31 protein-coding genes are annotated in these 24,650 nt (G+C 27.1%); 14 read left to right on the forward strand and 17 right to left on the reverse strand.

Going from position 1 to position 24,650, the window contains the following annotated elements:
* Nucleotides 1-10: 10 nt before the first annotated feature.
* From ACFEL4_RS06055 to def, 7 genes are all read right to left on the reverse strand, one after another.
* A complete protein-coding gene (locus ACFEL4_RS06055) occupies nt 11-1,210 on the reverse strand; it encodes a hypothetical protein (protein WP_375317004.1) in 1,200 nt (399 codons plus the stop codon).
* 15 nt (nt 1,211-1,225) lie between these two features.
* A complete protein-coding gene (locus ACFEL4_RS06060) occupies nt 1,226-1,609 on the reverse strand; it encodes a hypothetical protein (RefSeq protein WP_375317005.1) in 384 nt (127 codons plus the stop codon).
* A 2-nt stretch (nt 1,610-1,611) separates the two neighbouring features.
* Nucleotides 1,612-2,070, reverse strand: a complete 459-nt coding sequence (locus ACFEL4_RS06065) for a hypothetical protein (RefSeq protein WP_375317006.1) — start codon at nt 2,068-2,070, stop codon at nt 1,612-1,614.
* Complete coding sequence (locus ACFEL4_RS06070; protein ID WP_375317007.1) at nt 2,039-2,365, reverse strand: hypothetical protein; 327 nt, start codon at nt 2,363-2,365, stop codon at nt 2,039-2,041. Before ACFEL4_RS06070 ends, ACFEL4_RS06065 begins: the two co-directional genes overlap by 32 nt.
* 3 nt (nt 2,366-2,368) lie before the next feature.
* The gene (locus ACFEL4_RS06075) at nt 2,369-2,791 is read right to left on the reverse strand and encodes a hypothetical protein (protein ID WP_375317008.1); all 423 of its coding nucleotides are present in this window, start codon (nt 2,789-2,791) and stop codon (nt 2,369-2,371) included.
* 1,169 nt (nt 2,792-3,960) lie between these two features.
* A complete protein-coding gene (locus ACFEL4_RS06080; protein WP_375317009.1) occupies nt 3,961-5,676 on the reverse strand; it encodes a ribonuclease J in 1,716 nt (571 codons plus the stop codon).
* Between the two features lie 167 nt (nt 5,677-5,843).
* Nucleotides 5,844-6,434, reverse strand: a complete 591-nt coding sequence (gene def, locus ACFEL4_RS06085) for a peptide deformylase (RefSeq protein ID WP_308149351.1) — start codon at nt 6,432-6,434, stop codon at nt 5,844-5,846.
* Nucleotides 6,435-6,704: 270 nt separating this feature from the next.
* Here def and ACFEL4_RS06090 point away from each other — a divergent pair, with 270 nt between their 5' ends.
* A complete protein-coding gene (locus ACFEL4_RS06090; RefSeq protein ID WP_375317010.1) occupies nt 6,705-6,977 on the forward strand; it encodes an RsmD family RNA methyltransferase in 273 nt (90 codons plus the stop codon).
* Nucleotides 6,978-7,059: 82 nt separating this feature from the next.
* Nucleotides 7,060-7,632 (forward strand): guanylate kinase, encoded by a 573-nt coding sequence (gene gmk, locus ACFEL4_RS06095; protein ID WP_375317011.1) that lies wholly within the window; start codon nt 7,060-7,062, stop codon nt 7,630-7,632.
* A gap of 83 nt (nt 7,633-7,715) precedes the next feature.
* Here the strand turns inward: gmk and ACFEL4_RS06100 are convergent, their stop codons facing one another.
* Together ACFEL4_RS06100 and ACFEL4_RS06105 are read right to left on the reverse strand one after the other, a co-directional pair.
* Nucleotides 7,716-8,105: an IS1595 family transposase gene (locus tag ACFEL4_RS06100; RefSeq protein WP_375317012.1), complete on the reverse strand. Its 390-nt coding sequence runs from the start codon at nt 8,103-8,105 to the stop codon at nt 7,716-7,718.
* Nucleotides 8,000-8,536 carry a hypothetical protein gene (locus ACFEL4_RS06105; RefSeq protein WP_375317013.1) on the reverse strand — a complete coding sequence of 179 codons (537 nt, stop codon included), beginning with the start codon at nt 8,534-8,536 and terminating at the stop codon, nt 8,000-8,002. Before ACFEL4_RS06105 ends, ACFEL4_RS06100 begins: the two co-directional genes overlap by 106 nt.
* Before the next feature lie 18 nt (nt 8,537-8,554).
* Here ACFEL4_RS06105 and ACFEL4_RS06110 point away from each other — a divergent pair, with 18 nt between their 5' ends.
* From ACFEL4_RS06110 to ACFEL4_RS06135, 6 genes are all read left to right on the forward strand, one after another.
* A complete protein-coding gene (locus ACFEL4_RS06110) occupies nt 8,555-9,238 on the forward strand; it encodes a hypothetical protein (protein WP_375317014.1) in 684 nt (227 codons plus the stop codon).
* A gap of 176 nt (nt 9,239-9,414) precedes the next feature.
* The gene (locus ACFEL4_RS06115; protein WP_375317015.1) at nt 9,415-10,092 is read left to right on the forward strand and encodes a diadenylate cyclase; all 678 of its coding nucleotides are present in this window, start codon (nt 9,415-9,417) and stop codon (nt 10,090-10,092) included.
* A 14-nt stretch (nt 10,093-10,106) separates the two neighbouring features.
* Nucleotides 10,107-10,850 carry a type III pantothenate kinase gene (locus ACFEL4_RS06120; RefSeq protein ID WP_375317016.1) on the forward strand — a complete coding sequence of 248 codons (744 nt, stop codon included), beginning with the start codon at nt 10,107-10,109 and terminating at the stop codon, nt 10,848-10,850.
* Nucleotides 10,851-10,954: 104 nt separating this feature from the next.
* Nucleotides 10,955-12,616, forward strand: a complete 1,662-nt coding sequence (locus tag ACFEL4_RS06125; protein ID WP_375317017.1) for a hypothetical protein — start codon at nt 10,955-10,957, stop codon at nt 12,614-12,616.
* Nucleotides 12,617-12,637: 21 nt separating this feature from the next.
* Nucleotides 12,638-13,816 (forward strand): tRNA uracil 4-sulfurtransferase ThiI, encoded by a 1,179-nt coding sequence (gene thiI / locus ACFEL4_RS06130; RefSeq protein ID WP_375317018.1) that lies wholly within the window; start codon nt 12,638-12,640, stop codon nt 13,814-13,816.
* Between the two features lie 43 nt (nt 13,817-13,859).
* Nucleotides 13,860-13,988 (forward strand): hypothetical protein, encoded by a 129-nt coding sequence (locus tag ACFEL4_RS06135; RefSeq protein ID WP_375317019.1) that lies wholly within the window; start codon nt 13,860-13,862, stop codon nt 13,986-13,988.
* A 131-nt stretch (nt 13,989-14,119) separates the two neighbouring features.
* Here ACFEL4_RS06135 and ACFEL4_RS06140 read toward each other — a convergent pair whose 3' ends face one another.
* Genes ACFEL4_RS06140 through ACFEL4_RS06150 form a run of 3 tightly spaced genes read right to left on the reverse strand, consistent with a single transcriptional unit; the run spans nt 14,120 to nt 14,939 of the window.
* On the reverse strand, nt 14,120-14,509 hold the full coding sequence (locus ACFEL4_RS06140; RefSeq protein WP_375317020.1) for an IS1595 family transposase: 390 nt from the start codon (nt 14,507-14,509) through the stop codon (nt 14,120-14,122).
* Nucleotides 14,404-14,805 carry a hypothetical protein gene (locus ACFEL4_RS06145; RefSeq protein ID WP_375317021.1) on the reverse strand — a complete coding sequence of 134 codons (402 nt, stop codon included), beginning with the start codon at nt 14,803-14,805 and terminating at the stop codon, nt 14,404-14,406. The genes ACFEL4_RS06140 and ACFEL4_RS06145 overlap by 106 nt, the downstream gene beginning before the upstream one ends.
* Nucleotides 14,736-14,939 carry a hypothetical protein gene (locus ACFEL4_RS06150; protein WP_375317022.1) on the reverse strand — a complete coding sequence of 68 codons (204 nt, stop codon included), beginning with the start codon at nt 14,937-14,939 and terminating at the stop codon, nt 14,736-14,738. The genes ACFEL4_RS06145 and ACFEL4_RS06150 overlap by 70 nt, the downstream gene beginning before the upstream one ends.
* Nucleotides 14,940-14,957: 18 nt before the next feature.
* Here ACFEL4_RS06150 and ACFEL4_RS06155 point away from each other — a divergent pair, with 18 nt between their 5' ends.
* Both ACFEL4_RS06155 and ACFEL4_RS06160 read left to right on the forward strand, forming a co-directional pair.
* Nucleotides 14,958-15,137 (forward strand): hypothetical protein, encoded by a 180-nt coding sequence (locus ACFEL4_RS06155; protein WP_375317023.1) that lies wholly within the window; start codon nt 14,958-14,960, stop codon nt 15,135-15,137.
* 459 nt (nt 15,138-15,596) lie between these two features.
* A complete protein-coding gene (locus tag ACFEL4_RS06160) occupies nt 15,597-18,665 on the forward strand; it encodes a DNA polymerase III subunit alpha (protein WP_375317024.1) in 3,069 nt (1,022 codons plus the stop codon).
* Nucleotides 18,666-18,791: 126 nt separating this feature from the next.
* Here ACFEL4_RS06160 and ACFEL4_RS06165 read toward each other — a convergent pair whose 3' ends face one another.
* Nucleotides 18,792-19,613: an IS1595 family transposase gene (locus ACFEL4_RS06165; protein WP_375317025.1), complete on the reverse strand. Its 822-nt coding sequence runs from the start codon at nt 19,611-19,613 to the stop codon at nt 18,792-18,794.
* Nucleotides 19,614-19,875: 262 nt separating this feature from the next.
* On the opposite strand from ACFEL4_RS06165, the gene ACFEL4_RS06170 reads away from it, so the two are divergent.
* Entirely contained in the window at nt 19,876-20,586 is a 711-nt protein-coding gene (locus ACFEL4_RS06170; protein WP_375317026.1) for a hypothetical protein, read from the forward strand.
* Between the two features lie 14 nt (nt 20,587-20,600).
* On the opposite strand, the gene udk is transcribed toward ACFEL4_RS06170, so the two are convergent.
* The 3 genes from udk to ACFEL4_RS06185 form a co-directional block, all read right to left on the reverse strand.
* A complete protein-coding gene (gene udk, locus ACFEL4_RS06175; RefSeq protein WP_375317027.1) occupies nt 20,601-21,224 on the reverse strand; it encodes a uridine kinase in 624 nt (207 codons plus the stop codon).
* Between the two features lie 11 nt (nt 21,225-21,235).
* Nucleotides 21,236-21,667 (reverse strand): Holliday junction resolvase RuvX, encoded by a 432-nt coding sequence (ruvX, locus tag ACFEL4_RS06180; protein WP_375317028.1) that lies wholly within the window; start codon nt 21,665-21,667, stop codon nt 21,236-21,238.
* 1,117 nt (nt 21,668-22,784) lie between these two features.
* On the reverse strand, nt 22,785-23,228 hold the full coding sequence (locus tag ACFEL4_RS06185; RefSeq protein ID WP_375318370.1) for an IS1595 family transposase: 444 nt from the start codon (nt 23,226-23,228) through the stop codon (nt 22,785-22,787).
* A gap of 43 nt (nt 23,229-23,271) precedes the next feature.
* On the opposite strand from ACFEL4_RS06185, the gene ACFEL4_RS06190 reads away from it, so the two are divergent.
* On the forward strand, nt 23,272-23,430 hold the full coding sequence (locus tag ACFEL4_RS06190) for a hypothetical protein (protein WP_375317029.1): 159 nt from the start codon (nt 23,272-23,274) through the stop codon (nt 23,428-23,430).
* On the opposite strand, the gene ACFEL4_RS06195 is transcribed toward ACFEL4_RS06190, so the two are convergent.
* Nucleotides 23,354-23,605 (reverse strand): hypothetical protein, encoded by a 252-nt coding sequence (locus ACFEL4_RS06195; protein ID WP_375317030.1) that lies wholly within the window; start codon nt 23,603-23,605, stop codon nt 23,354-23,356. The genes ACFEL4_RS06190 and ACFEL4_RS06195 overlap by 77 nt on opposite strands.
* Nucleotides 23,606-23,702: 97 nt before the next feature.
* On the opposite strand from ACFEL4_RS06195, the gene ACFEL4_RS06200 reads away from it, so the two are divergent.
* Both ACFEL4_RS06200 and ACFEL4_RS06205 read left to right on the forward strand, forming a co-directional pair.
* The gene (locus ACFEL4_RS06200; RefSeq protein WP_375317031.1) at nt 23,703-23,987 is read left to right on the forward strand and encodes a hypothetical protein; all 285 of its coding nucleotides are present in this window, start codon (nt 23,703-23,705) and stop codon (nt 23,985-23,987) included.
* Between the two features lie 240 nt (nt 23,988-24,227).
* Complete coding sequence (locus ACFEL4_RS06205) at nt 24,228-24,623, forward strand: hypothetical protein (RefSeq protein ID WP_375317032.1); 396 nt, start codon at nt 24,228-24,230, stop codon at nt 24,621-24,623.
* Nucleotides 24,624-24,650 lie beyond the last annotated feature (27 nt).

Genomic DNA, 24,650 nt, shown 5'->3' on the forward strand with positions numbered 1-24,650 from the left:
TTAATTTCCTTTATTTAATCATTATTTTAATAGGATTTGTTGAGCCTTTATAGTTTAAGTCATTAACACTTGTACTAATAACTACATATAAGTCACCTGCTTTTTGTTTTTGACTAGTTATATTATTTTTACCTTGAGCATCACTAAAAAAAGTAATTATAGGATTTACTAAACCAGGATTTAAACCATTAAATTCTTTTGCATACATAATATTTTCACTTAATTCTTTATTTATTTTATCTGTTTTAGCAGTAAAATCAGTTGTTAAAGTTGTTAATTTAGTTTTTAAATCAGTTTTATCTGTTTTAATAATGCCACATAACATTCAACGTGATGTTGTTTCTTTTTTTGACATATAAGGAATTGATTGACCTAATACTTCACCACCAACTTTGTATGCTCTACCAACTTTATCATCAGCAATTTCTTGAACATAAACAATTGTTTGTTGTACCATATATCTTTTCATTGCTTTTGGTGTTGCTAAAATAAAAGACATAATTTCACTTTCATTTTTATCATTAGTAAAGGTCATATAATCATCCATTACAATTTGACATAATACACCTTTTATATACAAATCATTACCATTTAATCTTAATTGTTGTGCTATTTGATTATCATTAATTAATCCTTTATTATCTGCTAAATAAACAAGACTATCATAAGTACTATTAGTAATAAAGAAACGAGAATTAGCATCATTTCTTAATTGAAATAAAGTATTTCAAGAAGATAACGTTGCTTCTAAATATTTAATTGCTTGCTCTTTGAGTTCTGTTGACTTATCGATTATTACCTTAGTAGCAAATTGAGAAATTATATTAGTATAATCACTTGCCAATTTGTTTGCTAAATCATTTGTAATTTCATATTGCATTGTATCTAATAAATTTTGACGATTTTTTCCTAATAAATCAACAGCAGAAATTGTTTCACCTGCAACATATAATTTTTCAATAAATTTTTGAATTTTATCATTTTCTGCATAACTAACATCAAGTCTTGTACTTTTATCAATTCATGGAAGTACTTTAATTTTTGGGTCTTTTGGTAATTTAATAATAAACTCAATTGTAGTAGAATTAATCATTTCGATTGGAAAAAAACTTGCTCATGGACTATTTGATTGTTTAAAAAATTCAATGAATTCAGGAGCTTCTACTAATTTTTCTGTATTATTTAAGTTTGTTTGAATATTTACTGCCATTTTAACTTTCCTTTTCTATAAATAATTTTTCTTTTTATAATCCAATAATGGATTAATTTTTGTTGGTATTTGATTATTAATAATTGTTTGTTGATTACCGCCAGTATTCATTGGTGTTCTTAATACTGGCTGTTCTTTAATGAATTGTTTTATAGTATTTTCTATTTCTTCACTTTTAGTATCTTTTGTTTTAAACTTTAAATAATCATGAAATTCTTTTTTAATTTGATATTTATTAAAAATATTAATCATTTGTTGTTCTTTAAGTTCTTGATTAATTTTATTTAACTTATTTTCTGCTTCATTAATTTTTTGATTAATTTCATTATCAGGTTGATTTTGTTCAGCATTATTTTCAGTTAAAAATTCATTTTTTACATTAGTTTCATTTTCAATCATGTTTAATCCTCCTTAATTAAAATCGGACTTCTCCCCACAAGTACATGTGGGGAGAAGTCCGATATTTTTTTAGAACTATTAATTAGTTTAGTTTTAGAAGAAGGTCTTTGATTTAAATTTCATATATCTAAACCTAATTTTTTACCAAATAATAAACTATTAAATGAGGATAATATAGATTCTTCTTTTACTAAAGACTTCCAATCATCTGAAGTTAATAACTTTAATAAAACAAGCTTATCAAAACAAACTTTAACTCATCCTTGATAGACTTCATTATCACCAACTATTAAAGCAACATTATCTTCGGGGTCAGAAATAACTATATGTTTTGATTTAACATTAGGATATTTCATCAGGATAATTGCTCTAATATCATTATGTGTATGAAGTGCCTGCGGAGATGGTGATAATATTTCAATCTCATCTTTATCTCCAAATAAAGTAGGTAGTATAATCATATTTATTCCTTTCATTTTTAAATCATTTAACATTAATGGAACAAAATGCACGATTTTTTGGAATATTTAAAGTATTAAAGATTTGTCCAGTTACCATAATTTCATCATTTTTGTTTAATAAAATACATCGTTTATAAAATTTGGGATTATTAAAAATTAAGGTAACATAGTTTAATCCATTTCATTGAGCACGAACAGTATAATATAATTCTTTATTAACTTTCTCATGATATTTTGCTTCTATAGTGTTACTAAGTTTTACTGTTAATTTAATGTAATTCGCTTTATCTTTCATTTTTTAGTTACTTAAATAATATTGAATGTGCTTATAAGCATCTTGTTCATGTTTTGTTAAAATAATATTTACTTGATAATTTGAAATCTTACTTTTATTTTTTGGTTCACTTTCTTGATAATCTCAATCCATTACATCTTGAATTAATACCATTAAAGCACCAATAATTTTCGGTGTTGCTAGGGGATTAGTTAATAATTGTTTTGAATTTAAAAAGAAATTTTCTACAATAACTAATATTTTTTCATTTTTAAAATGTTGTTTAATTATTAAAAAGTATTTTTTAAATAGATTTTTACTTTCTAGAACAGTTTTTGCTTCAAATGTTTCATTAAAAATAATATTATTAGTTTCGCTTGAATATATAACAATTCCATTATTACCAATTCCTGCGGGGTCAATTCCGATAATTAAGTCATATTGCATTATTAATCTAATTCATCATTTTCAGCAATTATTTTACATTTTTTATTATGTTCTTTAAGTTCTTTAATATCACTTGGAAAAATATTTTGACAATATGAGCATAATCAATTTTTCATTATTTATTATCCTTTCATTAAAATTCAATTCTATAACACTAATATTATTAATTTTTGCTAGGAAAATTGGCCTCGTAAATAATTTGAAAATTTTAAAAAACATTAAGGCATTTGATTCAATTTTTAATAACTTGCATTTAGCAAGTTATATTTATATTGAACCAGCCCTGCTTAATTTTTTTACAAGTTTAAAAATTATTTTCTCGGCCACAAAATTTTTTTAAATTTACCACCAACACCTACCAAACAACCGCTCACTGGGGGTGGCGGTATTGGTGTTGGTGAAATTAAGAACTAATACAGTACGTCCCCCAAAACGGGTCTATATACACTAGTTGCCAATCCGCTCCCACCCCAAGGATTACCATTATTCATGGTTAGTATATTTTATTAGGTATCACTCCACTTTTTATTTTTACATGCAAGTCCACATGCTAGCCACTATTTTGAACAACTGTGTTATGGTTCACTATTTTATGTCTCTAGCACGTGTTGATAATAGTGGTAAAGACGGTTATAAAATTTGCAAATCTTACAATTACAAAAAAAGACGATACTTATTTCTCGTCTTTTGTGCTAATTGTATTTTAATAAAAAAGGAATTGAGTCTTTTAAAGATAAATTATTGATAATAGAATAATGACTACGGAAGTTTGTTACGCCCCCCTAAAATCATTTGAAATAAATATTAGTATTATCATGTCAAAGCCTTAAATCAATTTCTGCAAAGTGACCTATATCTGTAAGATAAATAATATAAAGTGACGTGATGTTATTAGAATCTTGAATATCAGCTGTTTGTTTAGAAGATTCAAAATTTATATTAGAATCATGATTTGGTACTGTTAATTTTAAATAAGAGTTATTATTAAAATTAAATGTGGAATATATTTTAGTAAACGTATCTCAATCACGAGCATTATTACTTCAGTTAATTAACGTATATGTATCCTAAAAGCTAATAATAAATAATTCTTTTTCATAAAACTTAATCCTTAATCTAAAAAATAAAAACTAGTATTTATCCTATCAAATACTAGTTTTTAATATAGTTTATTTTTTATTTAAAATAACAGGAATAATTAGTGGATTTCTTCTTTTTTTCTTAAAGATAAAAGGTGCTAAAGTTGATTTAACAGCATTTTTAATAGTACCAAAAGTTGGACGTTCACTTTTTAATACTTCATTAATAGCTTTTGTTACTAATGAAATAGCTTCAGATACTAATGGTGCAGCATCCCGAACATAGAATGAACCGCGAGAAATAAAAGTAGGTGGTGCTAATAATTTATTATTTTGTGAATCAATTGATATGACAATGGCAATTAATCCATCTTTAGATAAAATTTGACGGTCGCGAATGACAGCAGCAGTAGTTACTCCTGACATATCTTTACCACCATCAACATAAATGGGATCAGCAGGAATTCGTTTATCACTTAAATGACATTTACCCATATCCATAATAATTGGATCACCATTAGCACAAATAAAGACATTTTCTTCAGGCATACCAATAGAAACTGCAGTTTCTTTATGAACCTTTAACATACGATAGTCACCATGCATAGGCATAAAGTAAGAAGGTTTAATTAAGTTTAACATTAATTTTTGTTCTTCTTGTGAAGCATGTCCTGAAGTATGCAGTCAGTTTAATGGTGAGTTTTCTTCAACAATAGCACTAAGTCTTGTTAGTTTATTTACTACTCGTTCCACATCAGCACGATTACCAGGAATAGCAGATGAAGAGAAAATAACAGTATCACCGGCTACAACTTTAATTTGATGGTGCTCACGGTTAGCAATTCTTGAAAGGACTGCCATTGGTTCTCCTTGCGAACCAGTACAAATAATAACAATTTGGTTATTATCATATTTTTTGATTTCTTCTGGTTTGATAAAAGAACTATCACGGACTTTTAAATGTCCCATTTGTCGAATGACAGTAACAATTCGTTCTAAACTTCTTCCCACAACAATAACTTTACGATTATGTTTAGTAGCAACTTCAATAATTTGTTGTAAACGGTGGATGTTAGAAGCAAAAGTAGAAATTAAGATACGACCTTTGGCTTTGACAAATAGTTCACTAATTCGTTTTACTACTAGCATTTCTGTCATAGTATAACCAGGGACTTCAGCATTAGTAGAGTCAGCTAAAAATAAAGTTACTCCTTTTTGTCCCATCTGTGCCATTTTATCAATGTCGGCTTTGTGACCTAATGGTGTCCAGTCAAATTTATAGTCACCAGTAGTGACAACAGTTCCATTAGAGTTTTCCACACAAATTCCATAAGCATCAGGAATGGAATGGTTAACAGCAAAGAAACTAATAATAAAACGGTTAGTTTTAATTTTACTTGTTCCATCTACTACTTCGATTCTTACTTTTGATTTAACACCTTTATCTTTAAGTTTATAACGAATTAAAGCAGCAGCTAAATTGGGAGCATAAATTACCGGAATATCATTAATTTCTTTTAATAAATAAGGAATCCCACCAATGTGGTCTTCATGACCATGAGTAATAAAAATTCCTTTAATTTTATGTCTGTTTTCTTTTAAATAACTATAGTCAGGAATCACAGCTTCAATTCCTGGCATAGTAGCATCGGCAAATTTTACTCCAGCATCAATAATAATTATTTCTTCACCTTGTTCAATAACATAAGTGTTTTTTCCAACTTCTTCTAAACCACCAAGTGCATAGATTTTAGTTATTTCTTTTTTAGGCGATGGTGGAGTAGGTTTAATAAGTGCTTCAGTCATTTTTATTCCTCCTCTTTTGTATAGAGTTCTTTCTTTTTAAATATTTATTAGTATACAAGCAAATAATAAACCAAAATAAAAATAGTAATGAGCTTAATATTTATATGTTCATTAAGTTAAATTATAATTAAAGTAAAATTTTAATAAAGTTAAATTATTTTCCTACCTTATATAATAATCCATTCTTCGTTACTATGTCAAGGATTTTCCTTATTAATATGGTGATAAAACAGTTTCCCTTCTAAATGGTCTTGCTCGTGTTGAAAAACAATAGCTTCATACCCTCGTATTGTTAAATTAACTTTTTTATTTTTCAAGTAATCAAAACCAGTAACTTTGATTTTATAACTGCGGGGTACTAATCCTTCATGATGTTTGGTAGTAACACTTAGGCATCCTTCACCTTTTTTTAAAGCAGCAATTTGCTCACTACGACCAATAATCTTCGGATTAATTAAAGCATGTTCATAGTAAGTAATAGTTCCATCTTTATTTGAAATTGGTAGTAATATATAGTACATATTAACATTTTTCCCAATTTGTGGGGCAGCAATTCCGATGGCTTCTATTATGACATTGTTGGCATTAAATTCATCATCTTGTGATGCTTTTACTCAATCAATCATTTTTTTCATAATATCTTTATCGTTATTAGTTAACGGTAAAACAACTTCAGTACAAGTGTCTAACAATGTTTTAGTAGTATCTTGTGTTATTCATGAACTATCTGGTTTTTCGTTTTGTAATAGTTTTAACATTTTACTCCCCTTCATTATCTTTCCATTTTTCTTTTCACATTATAAACCAAACTTGATTTTATCAAATTTAATGATAAAGTTATTATAAACGAAAATTTATTAATTTTGCAGAAAAGTAGTGATAGGTCAATTTGTGCTGTTACACCACATTTATATAGTGAATTTTAACTAATTTTTGTTGATTAATTGCATTGATTATTAATATAAAGAATGCTTTATCATGTATCACTTTACTTTTGTTATAAATTAAAACGAAAATTAGGAGAAAATATGAAAATTATTACTGCTTATAAAATTATTAAACAAAATTTATTAGCTTGTAATTTACAAAATGATAGTAAATTAACTAATTTAGATTACCAAACATTTAGCAAAACTTTAAATAGTAAGTGTGATATTTTATTGATTGATCCCCCATTTGCTAATATTACTTGTCAACAGTGAATTCTTGATTATTTTGTCAATAATGATTTATTAAATGATAATGCGATTATTATGCTAGAAACTAATGTGCCACTTGATAATTTACAATTAAATTTCTAATTTAAAGTATTATCTAATAAAAAATAAGGTAAAATATATATTAAAATAATTCAATTTTGTGAAAATAGAAAGTAGATAATCCATGTTGCATAAAAAAGGAAAGTTAATTATTTTATCTGGTCCAAGTGGTGTTGGAAAAGGAGCAATAATTAGCAAACTCTTTGAAAATAAAAAATTAAATTTAGCCTATTCAGTGTCCATGACCACAAGACAACCACGTAATAAAGAGCAAGATGGTATTAATTATTTTTTTGTTGATAAAACAACGTTTATGAAGAATATTGAAAAAAATGATTTTTTAGAGTACACCAATTTTATTGGTAATTATTATGGTACTAGCAAGAGTTATGTTTTAAATTTACAAAATCAAGGATATAATGTGATTTTAGAAATTGAAGTTGATGGGGCAAGTCAAGTTTTAAAAAATTATGAACATCGTAAGGATATTATGAGTATTTTTATTATGCCTCCTTCATATCAAGCATTAGAACAAAGAATTAGGATGCGTGCTAGTGAGTCTGATGAAATTATTGAGAAGCGTTTGAATAAAGCTAAAGAAGAGTTTAAAGTGCAACATCAGTATGATTATGTTGTTGTTAATGATGATTTAGAAGTAGCAGTATGGGAAATAACTGAAATTATTAAAAAAAAATAGGCTTTTCTCCCTTTATGTACTATTTTTAAATTTTATCACATAAATGCTGAGAAAAGCCTATCTACGGACTTATCCCCACATTTTTAAATTAAACATGGCATTACAGTTTCAAAACTAGGTATGTTATTGAATTTATATGCAGCTTCTTTTGCATATAAATGAATATGATGTTTTGCAACTTTGATATGTGTTTTAAATGTTCTTCGTATATGTTTTCATACTGACTCAATTTGGTTGGTATTTACACCAGTTTTTGAAACATAGCCATCTTGATGGTTAACTGTTTCATGCTTAGTGAAAACCGATTTCAAATCGCGATATCCTTTTCAAGAATCAGTATGTACATCACACTTTGAAGAAATGTGGTTTATTGCAAACTGCAAAAGATTTTTACTGTTTGCGTTTTTCAATACTTTCACAATCAGATTGTTGGTTCTTTTTTCATAAATACCAACAATCAAGGTTTTGTTCAACAAGGATCTTCCTTGTTTTTTAAACCCATATGTGAAAGATACATTTCATCCATTTGCACTATGCCCTCAACAATGAATTGAGGTTCTTGTTTAGCAATGGCACTTCGGATTTTATGACCCATTCTTCAAGCTGTTTTCAAGGTCACTCCCAATTCTTTTGCAACATCAGTTGATGGAATTCCATGTTTGGTGTTTATTCATCTAAAGATGAGATAAAACCAAGATATTAAAGGTGTTTGTGACTTTGAAAATATAGTGCCCGTGAGAATACTGAATGTTTGATGACATTTCAAACATCTCATTTTTCTTAAATTAGAAGTATTCAAATTAAAACTAGAACACCTAATACATTTGCTTTGTTTCAAACTTGCTATATATGCAAGACATTGTTTTTCAGTTTGAAAAGTATTATTGAACTCATTCAATTTCATTGTTTCCTCCACAAGTACATGTGGGGAGAAGTCCGAAAAATATTAAAACAATTTTTAGAGGTTAAAAATTGAATAAGCACCAATAAAGAAAGTCTTGTTAAAGAAATTAGCGATACTTCGCATGAAATTAATAGTGATAATTTATCAAAAGAACAAAAGATAATAGAGTTGTTAAAAATTTTTCAAGATAAAATAGAAAAAAATGAATTAAATCCAAAGATTGTAACCTTTCTAAAAAAAGAATTTATTAATAGTTTAACTGATTTAACAAAATTTAAACAAAAACAAACTACTTTAGCAGAATTAAATGAAAAAATTAATAATTTTCAATCAAATTTTCAACAAGAAAAACAAGTTCTAAGGAAATGATGGTATTGACCACTTAAATTTATTACATGTGGAATGTGAGAAAGTGAAGCAATTAGACAACTTAATGACAAATATAATGAATTAAAACAAAAATATACAGAATTAAAAGTTGAAATTGAATCATTAAAAACTATCTGTTCCTTAATTAATGGTAAGAAATCACAGTCTCTAAATGATTTAAATGAGGATAATATAGATTCTTCTTTTACTAAAGACTTCCAATCATCTGAAGTTAATAACTTTAATAAAACAAGCTTATCAAAACAAACTTTACCTTCAATATCACCAAGCACTTTATTTTTGTTAGACATTTATTTACGACGATATTTGTAAGCCATAATAGCACCAATTCAAACAAAACTAACTAAAATAGGTACTCATAGTTATAACCTACTAACCAACAAAACCTTTATTTACAATTAATTTATGATAAAAATATCATAAATTAATTTTTTATCTTATAATTATAGTAACAAACTTATTTTTAGCAAGGCACGGTGTTATAGTCAATGTTTACAAATATATTTATTAATCTAGCAGCAGTAGTTACTCCTGATAATAAAACACTAATTGAAGAAATTGGAATTTTATTTGGCGTAACAATTGCATTATTATTGATAATCTTAATTTTACTAGTAATGTTTATTTTTATTCGCGGTAAAAAAACATGATGAACAACAAGAACTAAATCATATATGAAATTACTAGCAACTTCAGAAAAAAGAATGCTAGCCAGCGTCTTATCAGAAGCAATTATTAAACTTGCAGAAGAAAAGATAGGTGCTTTAGTAACTATTGAGCGTAATGTCTCATTAAATGAATATACAGACCTAGGTATTAAAATTGATGGCGAAGTAACATCACAGCTATTACAATCAATCTTTATTAAAGATTCACCACTCCATGATGGAGCAGTTATTATTCGTTTAGGTCGTATTGAATGTGCTTCTACTTACTTTCCACTAACTAATAAAAAAATATCTTCGCAATTTGGTTCTCGTCACCGTGCTGCCATTGGGATTTCTGAACAAACAGATGCTGTTTCTGTGATTGTCAGTGAAACAACAGGGGCAGTTTCAATTGCTCGTAGTGGTAAATTTTTGCAAATTGAAAACCTAAATAACTTAGTTCGTACCTTATATGATGAATTAGCATCAACTAAAGAAATGGCACAACAATTACAATAATGAAAACCTTATTGATGGATATTGGTAACACCTTAATTAAAATTGCCACTGTTGATGATGACAAAATCATTAACCAATGGCCAGTAATTGTCACTAAAGGTAAAGATACTAAAATGTTACTAACAACAGCATTTAAAACTCATCATAAATTAATCATTGACAATGCCATCATTAGTTCTGTTGTTCCTAGTTGTTTACCATTACTTAAAGCATTAGTAAAAACAACTTTTCATTGTCAACCAGTAATCCTTAACTACCAATTAATTGCTCACATTCCATTAAAAATTAAATTAAATAATCCACAATTAGGTAGTGACCTAATGGCGCTAGCTATTGGTGCTACTGCTAAATATGAAAGTGCTATTGTCATTAGTTTAGGTACAGCCACTACTTATACTATTATTAAAAATAATACTTTAGCAGGAGTTATCATTGGTCCAGGAATTAGTGCTAGTAAAAATGCCCTAATTGCTAATGCTGCACTGCTTAGTGATTTTAAAATAGAACATTATGCTTCCATGTTAGGAACAACGACATTGCATGCGTTATCAATTGGTTATGGTTATGGTTTTAATACTATGATTAAAGGAATCATTAATCAAATTAATCAAGAGCTACAAATGACACTTCCTGTTATTGTTACTGGTGGTGGGGTTGCAGAAATAAAATCATACTTTGATTTCAACTACAATGATGAACCACAAGTTTTACTAAATGGTTTATTTATTATTTCACAACATCTCCTAGCAAATAAATAATAAAATATAAGATACTACTAATATGTAATAATTTTAACAAAGGTAATGCAGAGAAGAGAGAGGCAAACAAAATGTTAAAGGTAATAGATATTAATAATTTAAGTGTGGCAAAAATTATAACTATTACCGTTATGATTTTACTTTGTCTTGTTATTATCCTTTTAGCATGTTTTTTATTGTTATTAAGTAATTATAAAAATAAACAATTTTCCACTTTTAAAAATCTTCAATATATCCAAAATGTTAATATTAAAGAACGCTTAATTCGAATTAAACAAATGGTTGTTACTAATGAACAGTATGCTCCCATGTTAGGGATTTGAATTAGTCGTTATCATCTGTTTTTAAAAAAAGATTTAAAAAATCTGTTTAAAAATTATCAACAAACAATTAAATTACAAAAAAATAAACAATATTGAAAAGCAGCTAAATTAATGAAAAAAGTTTACCATCGCAGTAAAACTTTAAAACATCAAATGCAATTATTAACGACAGAAATTGATTACTTTATTAGTATTGACCAATTGTTACGTGAATATCAATTATTTTTCAAACAAAACTTTAATTATTTACAAGACCAAACGGTTAAAATTACTTTACAAAATAATTTAAATGAAGAACAACTACAAGCAGTAATTAAAATTATTAATGATATGTTTAATCAATTAGAATTAGTTATTAGTGATGCTAACTTACCAAAAACAATTAGTTTATTAGGAGAAATTGCGCTTGCTGTCGTTACGTTAGCAGAAATCATTGCTAATTTACCAAAGCTTAATTATCTAGTTAATGATGAAATTAAAGAAAAAATGATTACTTTAAAAGCTAAATGTCAAACTACTAACATTGATGATAGTTTATTATTACAATTTCAAGAATTTGAAGTTGTGATTAAAGAACAATTAAAATTAACAATTAATCAAATTAATAATTTACAATATAAAAAAGCTAAAATTCAAGTTAGTGAAATTTTAGAAAAAATTGCTATTTTTAATAGTGAGATTAATAAAGAACAAACGTTTTATAAAATTTTTAAACAAAATTATACTCATTTTTTAACAATTAATTTTAATTTCAATGAAATATATGCCGATATTAATCGTCAAATTATTGCTATTACTAAAACACAACAAGTAGTTTTTAATCATGAAAAGGTTCAAGATTTAGCAACTATTATTAACAAACAATTATCTATTTTTAATCATTTTGATAATTTATTAATTGTTGAAAGCCAAAAAACAATTAAAAGCACTAGTTATCATCAATTATTGATGATATTAAATGAATTATTTCAACACAGTATCCTTGTCTTTAATAGTTTAAGGGAGTATAATAAGTTGTTAAACCAACAAAATAAACCCAAAATTAAATTCGAGATTATTATTAATAAAATTAATTCTATGATGTTGCAAATTGATACTATTTTAAATAATATAAACTATTACTATTTAATTGAAAAGTATGATGAAAATTTTATGGTATTACAACAATTAATTAATGATACGATTGTTAAATTTAAAATTAGTGATGTTAATAATCAATCATTATTAGTGTTTAATGATATACAAAATAAAATTTTTCAATTGTATACATCAATTAAAATGGAAATTACTATTCATAAATTATCACACGCTACCTTAGTATTTTCTAATCGTCATCGTGCTATTAATTTTCAAATAAAATCAAAATTTGATGATATTGAAACCAATATGCACAACAATCATCATCACCAAGCATTAACATTATTATTGCAATTAATGGAATAAAATAACAAAAGAGGACTATCAATGATACCAATTATTATCATTCGCTATGGCGAGTTAACAACTAAAAGTAAAAATCGTATTGATTTTATTAAACAATTAAAAACCAATATTAAAATTATTTTACAAGATTTTAAAGATATTAAAATTGTTCATTTTCATGACCGCATGGAAATTACTGATTTAGATTTAGCCCTAACATCACCAATTATTAATATCTTAACAAAAGTATTTGGTATTAGTTCACTATCTGCTGCTTTTAGAATTGAAAAAGATATTGCGCAATTAAAAACTAAAGTTCTGGAATTAGTAAATCAACAAGATAGAGAGAATTTCAAAACCTTTAAACTATTTGTCACTCGTAGTGATAAAACTTTCAAAATGAGTTCTGATGAAATTACAAGAGTTATTGCTCCTATCATTTTATATAAAACGTCATTAACCGTTGATGTAACTAATCCTGATTTAAAAATTAATATTAAAATTAATCAAAATGATATTTATTTATTTGCTAATAAAATTAATGGTGCTGGGGGATTTCCTGTTGGTAGTTCGGGGAAAGTAGTGTTATTACTAAGTGGTGGTATTGATTCACCAGTGGCAGCTTATAAATTAATGAAACGTGGTTTACAAGTTCAGTATTTACATTTTGCGACACCACCTTTTACGTTACCTGCTGCGTTAAAGAAAGTTCAAAAATTAGTAGAAATCTTAGCACCTTATAATGCTGGTAGTAAAGAATTATATATTTGTAATTTCACTAATTTACAAAATGAAATTAGCCATATTCAAAAAGAAAGTTATCGTATTACACTAATGCGCCGCATGTTTGTTCGCATTGCCAATATCTTTGCTGAACAACATAACTTTCCTGCTTTAGCAACAGGTGAAGCTATTGGTCAAGTAGCATCGCAAACTTTAGCAAGTATTAATGTGATTAATAATGTTGCTGCCTTACCAATTTTACGTAGTTTAATTACTGAAGATAAAGTTGATATTATTAACTTTGCTAAGAAAATTGGTACATATGAAACATCGATTTTACCATTTGCTGATTGCTGTTCTTTGTTTGTTCCTAAGAATCCAGTGACACAACCAAAATTATACGAATGTGAAAATTTAGAAAACCAATTAAAACAATTAATTGATTGAGAACAACTTGTTTTTGATACTGTTGAAAGCATTGAAAAATTAGAAATGTAGCTATATTTTGATAAAAATGGAAGGACATACAATATGACCAAAATTGAAAACTGTCAAAGGAAAAATGGTATTCAAAGTGGTGATATTAGTTAATACAATTGTTGATTCTATTTCAAAATTAAAGGATATAAATGATAAAATTATTACAGTATTTATTTTTGGTACGGCATAAGTTACCTAAGTTTACTCCAAATAATTTTCAATCTGTAATATAATTAAGGCTTTTCTCCCTTTATGTACTATTTTTAAATTTTATCACATAAATGCTGAGAAAAGCCTATCTACGGACTTCTCCCCACATTTTTAAATTAAACATAGCATTACAGTTTCAAAACTAGGTATGTTATTGAATTTATATGCAGCTTCTTTTGCATATAAATGAATATGATGTTTTGCAACTTTGATATGTGTTTTAAATGTTCTTCGTATATGTTTTCATACTGACTCAATTTGGTTGGTATTTACACCAGTTTTTGAAACATAGCCATCTTGATGGTTAACTGTTTCATGCTTAGTGAAAACCGATTTCAAATCGCGATATCCTTTTCAAGAATCAGTATGTACATCACACTTTGAAGAAATGTGGTTTATTGCAAACTGCAAAAGATTTTTACTGTTTGCGTTTTTCAATACTTTCACAATCAGATTGTTGGTTGTTTGTTCATAAATACCAATAATCAAGGTTTTGTTCAACAAGGATCTTCCTTGTTTTTTAAACCCATATGTGAAAGATACATTTCATCCATTTGCACTATGCCCTCAACAATGAATTGAGGTTCTTGTTTACCAATGGCACTTCGGATTTTATGACCCATTCTTCAAGCTGTTTTCAAGGTCACTCCCAATTCTTTTGCAACATCAGTTGATGGAATTCCATTTTTGGTGTTTATTCATCTAAAGATGAGATAAAACCAAGATATTAAAGGTGTTTGTGACTTTGAAAATATAGTGCCCGTGAGAATACTGAATTTTGATGACATTTCAAACATCTCATTTTTCTTAAATTAGAAGTATTCAAATTAAAACTAGAACACCTAATACATTTGCTTTGTTTCAAACTTGCTATATATGCAAGACATTGTTTTTCAGTTTGAAAAGTATTATTGAACTCATTCAATTTCATTGTTTCCTCCACAAGTACATGTGGGGAGAAGTCCGAAATAAAATTAAAGAGAAAATAGAAAAATTGCCAAAAAATGTTAAATTACCAACTTCAACTTTATCAACAGCAGTTAAATCTACAACACGAAGTAACAATGATTACATAAAAACAATGGCAAATACAGAATGTAATAGTAGTTCTTCTGACAAATACTGTTAAAATTCTACCCCTTCTCTTTCCTAATTAAAATGAACTCTATATTATTGGTTATGGAAGCAAGTTAATGCAAATAATTGAAACCAATCCTTATAATATAGCAATTACATTATCTTTAAATAATTTTTTAGAAATGAAAAACACTATTACAACTTTAGAAAAACAAAATCATGACTTATTAGATTAAAATAAAAACTTACAAGAAAAAAACTTAAAATTAAAAGATCAATTCAAAAATATTAAGGATAAGAGATTTTAAATCTGCATTTCTTTATACCTTGTACTTATTTATGATAAATATTTTTTTCGATTTATTAATTTGTATGTCATCTTCATTTTTAATTACGTCTAATCCCAAGAATTACTGAACTAAAAATTTTAACTTAAGAAACCATAATACCTTAATTTAATGTTAAAATTAATATGAATATTAATAAAACATATTAGAATGTAGGGAAAAATATGAAATATGCTGTTAATTTAAATGTTCGTTCTAACTGCTCATTCTTATCATCAACCATTAAAATTTCAGAATATATTGCCTTTGCTAAAAAAAATAATATTAAAACACTATCACTAGTTGATAGAAACATGCTTTATGGTGCCTATGATTTTTATTCTACTTGTGTTGAAAATGATATTCAACCATTAATTGGTTTAAATTGTACTTGAGAAAATATTAATATCAAAGTAAACTTAACACTAATGGCTACAAACTACTCTGGTTACCAAAAACTTATGACTATTTCGACAATTATTAGTACTAATAATGGAACAATTAATAATGAAATAGTACAAAGATACTTGACTGCAGGTCGCGAAATTATTGTTATTATTCATGCTGATAAACAAAATGTCCGCTATATTAAAAATATTTATGATATTTTAAATGCTTCTGGCCATCAATTAATTTATTTTGGATTAGTACCCTCTGATATGGTTAATATTGAATTACTAAAAGGGATTACCAAAAATATTATTCCCATTGATTTAGTTTTATATTTAGAAGAAAACCAACATAGTACTTATCAAATCTTAAAAGCAATTAAAGAACAAAAACAATTAAAACCAAAAGATTTAGTTAAAAGTAAGGAATTTATTTTTAAAACTCAAGACCAATTACATCAAGAATATCCCATTGAAATTATCGAAAACATTGAAAAATTAGTTTTAATGTGTGATATTAAATTTCCTAAAACTAATCTTATTACTAAAGAATTAAATTTGCCTAATTTTCCTTGTCCTAGTGGTTTAACTAGTCCTGTATATTTACAAGAATTGTGTAAACAAGGGTTAGAAAAACGATTCCAAAGTCAAGAAATTTCACAAGTATATGTAAAACGAATTTTATATGAACTACAAGTTATTAATGAAATGGGTTTTGCTGATTATTTTTTAATTGTCAATGATTATGTTAAATTTGCTAAAAATCAAAATATTATGGTGGGACCAGGAAGAGGTAGTGTTGCTGGTAGTTTAGTAGCATATGTCCTTGGAATATCTGATGTTGATCCTATTGTTTATAATTTAATTTTTGAACGTTTTTTAAATCCCCAACGAATTTCATTACCAGATATTGATATTGATTTTGAAGATACAAGACGTGATGAAATAATTGAATATATTCGTCAAAAATATGGACAAGAACATGTGGCATATATTGTTACATTTCAAACTATTGCCAGCAAAATGGCCATTCGCGACTTAGGTCGTGTCTTTCAAATTAGTATGGATGACATTAATGAAATGAGTAAACTTGTTCTAATCCAATATAATTTTGACATTGAAGCTGCGATTAAGAATTCTGCTAAACTACAATGATATGTTAGTAAATACCCGTTATTATTTACATTAACCAAAAGAATTCTTGGGTTTCCTCGTCAAACAAGTACCCATGCTGCAGGAATTATTATTGCTAAAACACCATTAGTTGACACTGTTCCTTTACAACTAGGTTTTAATGGGATATATCAAACGCAATTTCCTATGCAAACTGTTGCTAACTTAGGACTAGTAAAAATGGATATTTTAGGGTTACGTAATTTAACAATTTTACAAGATATTTTAAAACAAGTAAGTGAACACTATTCTATTAATTTAAATTTATCAAAAATTCCGTTAAATGATGAAAGAACGTTTACTATTATTAAAAATGGTGATACTAGTGGTATTTTTCAACTAGAATCTCCTGGTATGCGTCAAATTCTAATCGCAATGCAAACTAATAGTTTCGAAGACATTATTGCAGCTTCATCGTTATTTCGTCCTGGACCACAAGACTATATTCAAGATTATATTAATTGTAAATTAGGCAAGAGTAAACCTAATTATGTTCATCCCGACTTAATTCCTTTTTTACAATCAACATATGGGATTGTTATTTATCAAGAGCAAATTTTATTAATTTTACAAAAGATTGCTGGTTACTCACTAGCCAAAGCTGATTTAATTCGTCGTGCCATTGGAAAAAAAGATGATGCTAGTATGAAAGCACAAGCTTCTGAATTTATGAAGAGTGCTACTGCTCGCGGTTATCAACACAAAGTTATTAAACAAATTTGAGATGATATTGCTAAATTTGCCGGTTATGGTTTTAATCGTTCCCATGCTGTTGCCTATTCTTTAATTAGCTATTATTTAGTGTACTTAAAAGCTAATTATCCATTACCATTTATGGTTTGTTTACTAAGCAGTGTTATTGGTAATGACCAAAAAATGTTGCAATACTTAAATGAATGTCAAAAATATAACATTAAAATCTTACCACCTTCAGTGCAGTATTCAGGTGTTGATTTTCTAATTGATGTTAATAACCAGGCTATTCGTTATAGTTTACAAGCTATTAAACAAATGAGTCAAGGTGCATGTAGTTTAATTATTAAAGATCGTAATAGTTATGGACTTTATCGTGACTTCTTTAACTTTTGTGCCCGAGTTATTTTCATTGGTTTAAATCGTAAAAATATTGAATTCTTAATAGCTGCTGGTGCCTTTGATGATTTAGAACAAAATCGAACAATGTTATTAATAAATTTAAATGCCGCCTTAGAATATGCTAATATGGCGCAAATCAAAGATGAAACAACACAGAAAACTATTCTTAACTTTAATTTAATTTCCAAACCAATAATGTTGCAACGAGAAGACGATTGAAATAATAATAGTATTAATGAATATCGTGCCTTAGGAGTATATTTAAAATATAATCCAAAAACATTATGGCAACAACAATTAGACGTTAATAATAAAGCTGTTGATTTAGTAGACCTTAATAAATATGTTAATCAATATGTACGAGTATATGGAATTATTATTAATATTAAAACAATATTAACTAAAAATCAAAAACTAATGTCATTTTTAGAATTACAAAATGAAAATACGATTGTTGCAGTTACTGTATTTCATAAACTCTATCAAATTTATCAAGAATATTTCCAAATCAATAAAGTAATTTTAATGGAAGCAAAAGTTGAAATTTATCAAGGAAAATTGCATTTGGTATTAGTAAGAGTAATAAGTAAAATTTAATGTCATATGAAAGCAAGTAATGAGATAATTTTCAAATATTTTTTGGCTTTTCTCCCTTTATGTACTATTTAAATTTTATCACATAAATGCTGAGAAAAGCCTATCTACGGACTTCTACCCACATTTTTAAATTAAACATAGCATTACAGTTTCAAAACTAGGTATGTTATTGAATTTATATGCAGCTTCTTTTGCATATAAATGAATATGATGTTTTGCAACTTTGATATGTGTTTTAAATGTTCTTCGTATATGTTTTCATACTGACTCAATTTGGTTGGTATTTACACCAGTTTTTGAAACATAGCCATCTTGATGGTTAACTGTTTCATGCTTAGTGAAAACCGATTTCAAATAGCGATATCCTTTTCAAGAATCAGTATGTACATCACACTTTGAAGAAATGTGGTTTATTGCAAACTGCAAAAGATTTTTACTGTTTGCGTTTTTCAATACTTTCACAATCAGATTGTTGGTTGTTTTTTCATAAATACCAACAATCAAGGTTTTGTTCAACAAGGATCTTCCTTGTTTTTTAAAACCCATATGTGAAAGATACATTTCATCCATTTGCACTATGCCCTCAACAATGAATTGAGGTTCTTGTTTAGCAATGGCACTTCGGATTTTATGACCCATTCTTCAAGCTGTTTTCAAGGTCACTCCCAATTCTTTTGCAACATCAGTTGATGGAATTCCATGTTTGGTGTTTATTCATCTAAAGATGAGATAAAACCAAGATATTAAAGGTGTTTGTGACTTTGAAAATATAGTGCCCGTGAGAATACTGAATGTTTGATGACATTTCAAACATCTCATTTTTCTTAAATTAGAAGTATTCAAATTAAAACTAGAACACCTAATACATTTGCTTTGTTTCAAACTTGCTATATATGCAAGACATTGTTTTTCAGTTTGAAAAGTATTATTGAACTCATTCAATTTCATTGTTTCCTACACAAGTACATGTGGGGAGAAGTCCGTATTTTTTATACTAAAATATACTCGAAAATTATTTTTTCTTAAAATATAGTTGCAACTATTAAGTTTATATTTTATAATTACAACATATATTTAGACTTTTAATGTGCAAATTTAGGGAAAATGATAGGTTTAGAAATTAAAGGAGGTTTATTTATAATTAAAACTATTTTCTCATTATTAAACAAGTTGTAAATATAAATTAGTTTTTATGGAGGAATATAAGGATATGAATTTAAAAAAATTATTAATGTTAGTTGCAGGAACCGTGTTAGTTGTTCCAACAACCTTATCAGTTGTTGCATGTAATGATCCTGTTCAATTAAAGAAAATTGATAGTGTTATTACTACCAAAGAATTAAAAGAAATTGTTGTTCCCAGTAGTTATAAGAGTGATAAACCGTCAGTAGCTGAAGTAATGGATGTTATTAATACAGTAGATAAAATTAGTTTAACAGATAAAGATGTAACTATTACAAATATTACAACTACTAGTGCTGGTGTTGCAGGAATTGGTAAATATGATGGAACTACTAACGTAACTTTCACAACTGTTAAACAATATTCAGATTCTGAAATTCAAGATGCAATTAAAAATGCTATTACTGAAGAAAATTCATTACCACTTTCTATTAAGAAAACTGAAAATTATAATACTGCTGTTCAGGAATTAACAGATATCTTTAAAAAAGATAATGATAAATTGCTTTCTGCTTTACTATCTAAAGATATGCAAAAACAATTTGATGTTAAAAAACTAGGTTTCTACGATCAAGTTTATAACACATCAAAGAATGCAGATTATGTTGAAAATGGTTTCTTTAAATACCCTAAAACTAATGTAAAAGTTTATTTCTATATTTCGTATAATGCAACTGGTGATACAAGTGGTGATAGTGGCATTTTTATACCTATTGGTTTAACAATAACAAATAAATAATATTTTAACTATATTTATTTAATAATTGATTTAATTTTAGTAACAATGATATCAATTGCCACACTATTATGAAAATCAAAAGGAATAATAATATCAGCATACCTTTTTGTTGGTTCAACAAAAGCATCATGCATAGGTTTTACTGTTAAAGCATATTGTTGTAAAACACTATCAAGACTACGATTACGGAAACTAACATCTCGCTTAATTCGTCGTAACAATCTTGTATCACTATCAGTATCAACAAAAATTTTAATAGTTGATAATTCACGAAGAATAGCATTCTCTAAAGCAAAAATCCCATCAAGAATAACAACATCACCAGGACCAATGACTTTTGTTCCTTTACTGCGCGTATTAATTGTAAAGTCATAAATAGGTTCTTCAATAGCATTACCAAGTAATAATTGTTCTAAATCATGAATTAATAATTCCATATCAAAAGCATCAGGATGGTCAAAATTAGTATGTTTTCGTTCTTCAAGTGTCAGTTTACTTAAATCATGATAGTAGTTATCCATTTCGATAAAAACAACATTTTTTTTATCACAAGCTTCACCAATTTTTTCAGCAACCGTACTTTTTCCAGAAGCACTACCACCAGCGATGGTGATTAAATTAATTTTTTTGTTTTTCATTTTTATTTCACCTAAACTATTTGTTGATTTATTTTGTCAAAATAAGATTGTAAAATAATTGCTGCTGCTAGTTGGTCTTTAACTATTTTTCGCTTGTTGCGTGACACGTCAGCTTTAATCAATATTTGTTGCGAAGAGTATGTTGTTCTTCTTTCATCTTGTAAGACAATATTTAGTTTAGCATTATTTTGTTGTGATTTAAATGTTTCAATAAACTTGTTTACAGTTTGCGCACTAGCACCAATTGAACCGTCCATATTCAAAGGATAACCAAAAACAAGAGTATCAGGCTGATATTCCTTTATTACAGTGTTTAGTTGTGCTATGGCATCATCAAAGTCATGTTCATAGAAACGTAAAGTTTTTCAACTAAAAGCAATTTTTCCTTCACCACGGGCAAGACCTAATGTTTTACTGCCTAAATCAATGCCTAAATATTTCATAATTTAATTATACGCAATATTTAAGAGTAAAGTTAAACTTTACAAAAAATAGATTCCTGTGGTTCAAAGTGAAATATTATTTTATGAAATTATCCTTTTATTGAATAACTCTATTTACTATTTATAACAATATCGATAATTGGGGCAATAGGAACATTAATTATTTCTATAGGTATTAAAGAAATAATTGTTAGTTTAATAAATAAAAAAGAAGATATTTTAGTTAATAATGAATTAAAAAAAGTATTTTAAACAAATTTATAAGTATAAGTACAACAGAATTATTAAATCAATATTTAAATACTTATATTTTTTATAAAAATATTCCTGAAGATGTATTTAAATATTTAGATGGCTTAGTATATTTAATGCAAATAGAAAATAAATTTTCTATATCTAGTAATTTAATGGGAGCGTGGCGAAGATGTCGATAACTACATCATTGCTGGCAATAGATTCCTTTCTAACCCTCATTACAATCTATAGCAAAATTCACAAAAAGACGAGAAATAATCTTGTCTTTTTTTTGTAATTGTAAAATTTGCAAATTTTATAACCGTCTTTAGCACTATTATCAACACGTGTTAGGGACATAAAACAGTGAACCATAACACAGTTGTTCAAAATAGTGGCTAGCATGTGGACTTGCATGTAAAAATAAAAAGTGGAGTGATACCTAACAAAATATACTAACCATGAAAATGGTAATCCTTGGGGTAGGAGCGGATTGGCAACTAGTGTATATAGACCCGCTAGGGGACATATTGTAATTAATTCTTTATTCAACAGCACTGCCACCCCCAGTGAGCAGTTGCTGATTTATTTTTTTTCATTTTTTTGGGCGAGTAACATAAATTTTAAAACTTGTAAAAAAAATTAAACGGGGCTGGTTCAATATAAATATAACTTGCTAAACGCAAGTTATTAAAAATTGAATCAAATGCTTTAAGCTTTTTTCAAAATTTTACAATTTATTTACGAGCCCACTTTTTCTAGAGAATATTAATTATATTAGTGTTAATAAAATAAATAAAGCTTTTCTCCCTTTATGTACTATTTTTAAATTTTATCACATAAATGCTGAGAAAAGCCTATCTACGGACTTCTCCCCACATTTTTAAATTAAACATAGCATTACAGTTTCAAAACTAGGTATGTTATTGAATTTATATGCAGCTTCTTTTGCATATAAATGAATATGATGTTTTGCAACTTTGATATGTGTTTTAAATGTTCTTCGTATATGTTTTCATACTGACTCAATTTGGTTGGTATTTACACCAGTTTTTGAAACATAGCCATCTTGATGGTTAACTGTTTCATGCTTAGTGAAAACCGATTTCAAATAGCGATATCCTTTTCAAGAATCAGTATGTACATCACACTTTGAAGAAATGTGGTTTATTGCAAACTGCAAAAGATTTTTACTGTTTGCGTTTTTCAATACTTTCACAATCAGATTGTTGGTTGTTTTTTCATAAATACCAACAATCAAGGTTTTGTTCAACAAGGATCTTCCTTGTTTTTTAAAACCCATATTTGAAAGATACATTTCATCCATTTGCACTATGCCCTCAACAATGAATTGAGGTTCTTGTTTAGCAATGGCGCTTCGGATTTATGACCCATTCTTCAAGCTGTTTTCAAGGTCACAAACACCTTTAATATCTTGGTTTTATATCATCTTTAGATGAATAAACACCAAACATGGAATTCCATCAACTGATGTTGCAAAAGAATTGGGAGTGACCTTGAAAATATAGTGCCCGTGAGAATACTGAATGTTTGATGACATTTCAAACATCTCATTTTTCTTAAATTAGAAGTATTCAAATTAAAACTAGAACACCTAATACATTTGCTTTGTTTCAAACTTGCTATATATGCAAGACATTGTTTTTCAGTTTGAAAAGTATTATTGAACTCATTCAATTTCATTGTTTCCTCCACAAGTACATGTGGGGAGAAGTCCGATAAAATATATATCATTTACGCTGTATGCGACAGGATATATAAAAAAAGAAAGGATTTTAAAATGCAAATAGAATTTCAAAAAGAACAAATTACTGAAAAATCAAATTCTATTTTGATTAATTATGGCGAATATAAATTGTCGGTTCCAAATTGAATGATTAAAAACAATAGTTTTATGGTTGATTATAAATATACATATTGAGTTTTTAATTTAGAAAATGTTAAAAGGGAAATGAATGGGCAAGAGTTATTAAATTTATTACAACCATTTCTTGCTAAGCAAAAAATAACGGTTAATAAACCCCCCCTGCTAAAAAAGAATATTATATTAATGAAACTAAATTAGAAGAACTTACATTTTACGAAGAACATAATGGGTGATTTATTGGAGAAATAAAAGACCCAAAAACAAACATTATTAATCCATGTTTTAAATACAATGTTAAATGAGTTGAAAATAATAAATCATACAAGATTATTGAATACAATCATAATGATTTACCTACTAATTACTTAATTACTCCATATAAACATATTTCAACTCATAATGAAGAATTATTTTTGTTATAAAGGAATCAATAATGAAATGCAATATGACTTAATTATCGGAATTGACCCGGCAGGAATTGGTAATAATGGAATTGTTATATATTCAAGCGAAACTAATATTATTATTTTTAATGAAACATTTAAAACAAAAACTGTTCTAGAAAGTAAAAATCTATTTAAAGAATACTTTTTAATAATTAAACAACATTTTGAAAATAAAAAAATCTTAGTTATTGTAGAAAATTTCTTTTTAAATTCAAAACAATTATTAACTAATCCCCTAGCAACACCGAAAATTATTGGTGCTTTAATGGTATTAATTCAAGATGTAATGAATTGAGATTATCAAGAAAGTGAACCAAAAAACAAAAATAAAATAGAAAATTATAATGGAAATATAAAAGGCTTTTCTCCCTTTATGTACTATTTTTAAATTTTATCACATAAATGCTGAGAAAAG

The organism is Spiroplasma endosymbiont of Virgichneumon dumeticola (assembly GCF_964264745.1).
GTDB lineage: Bacteria > Bacillota_I > Bacilli_A > Mycoplasmatales > VBWQ01 > Spiroplasma_E.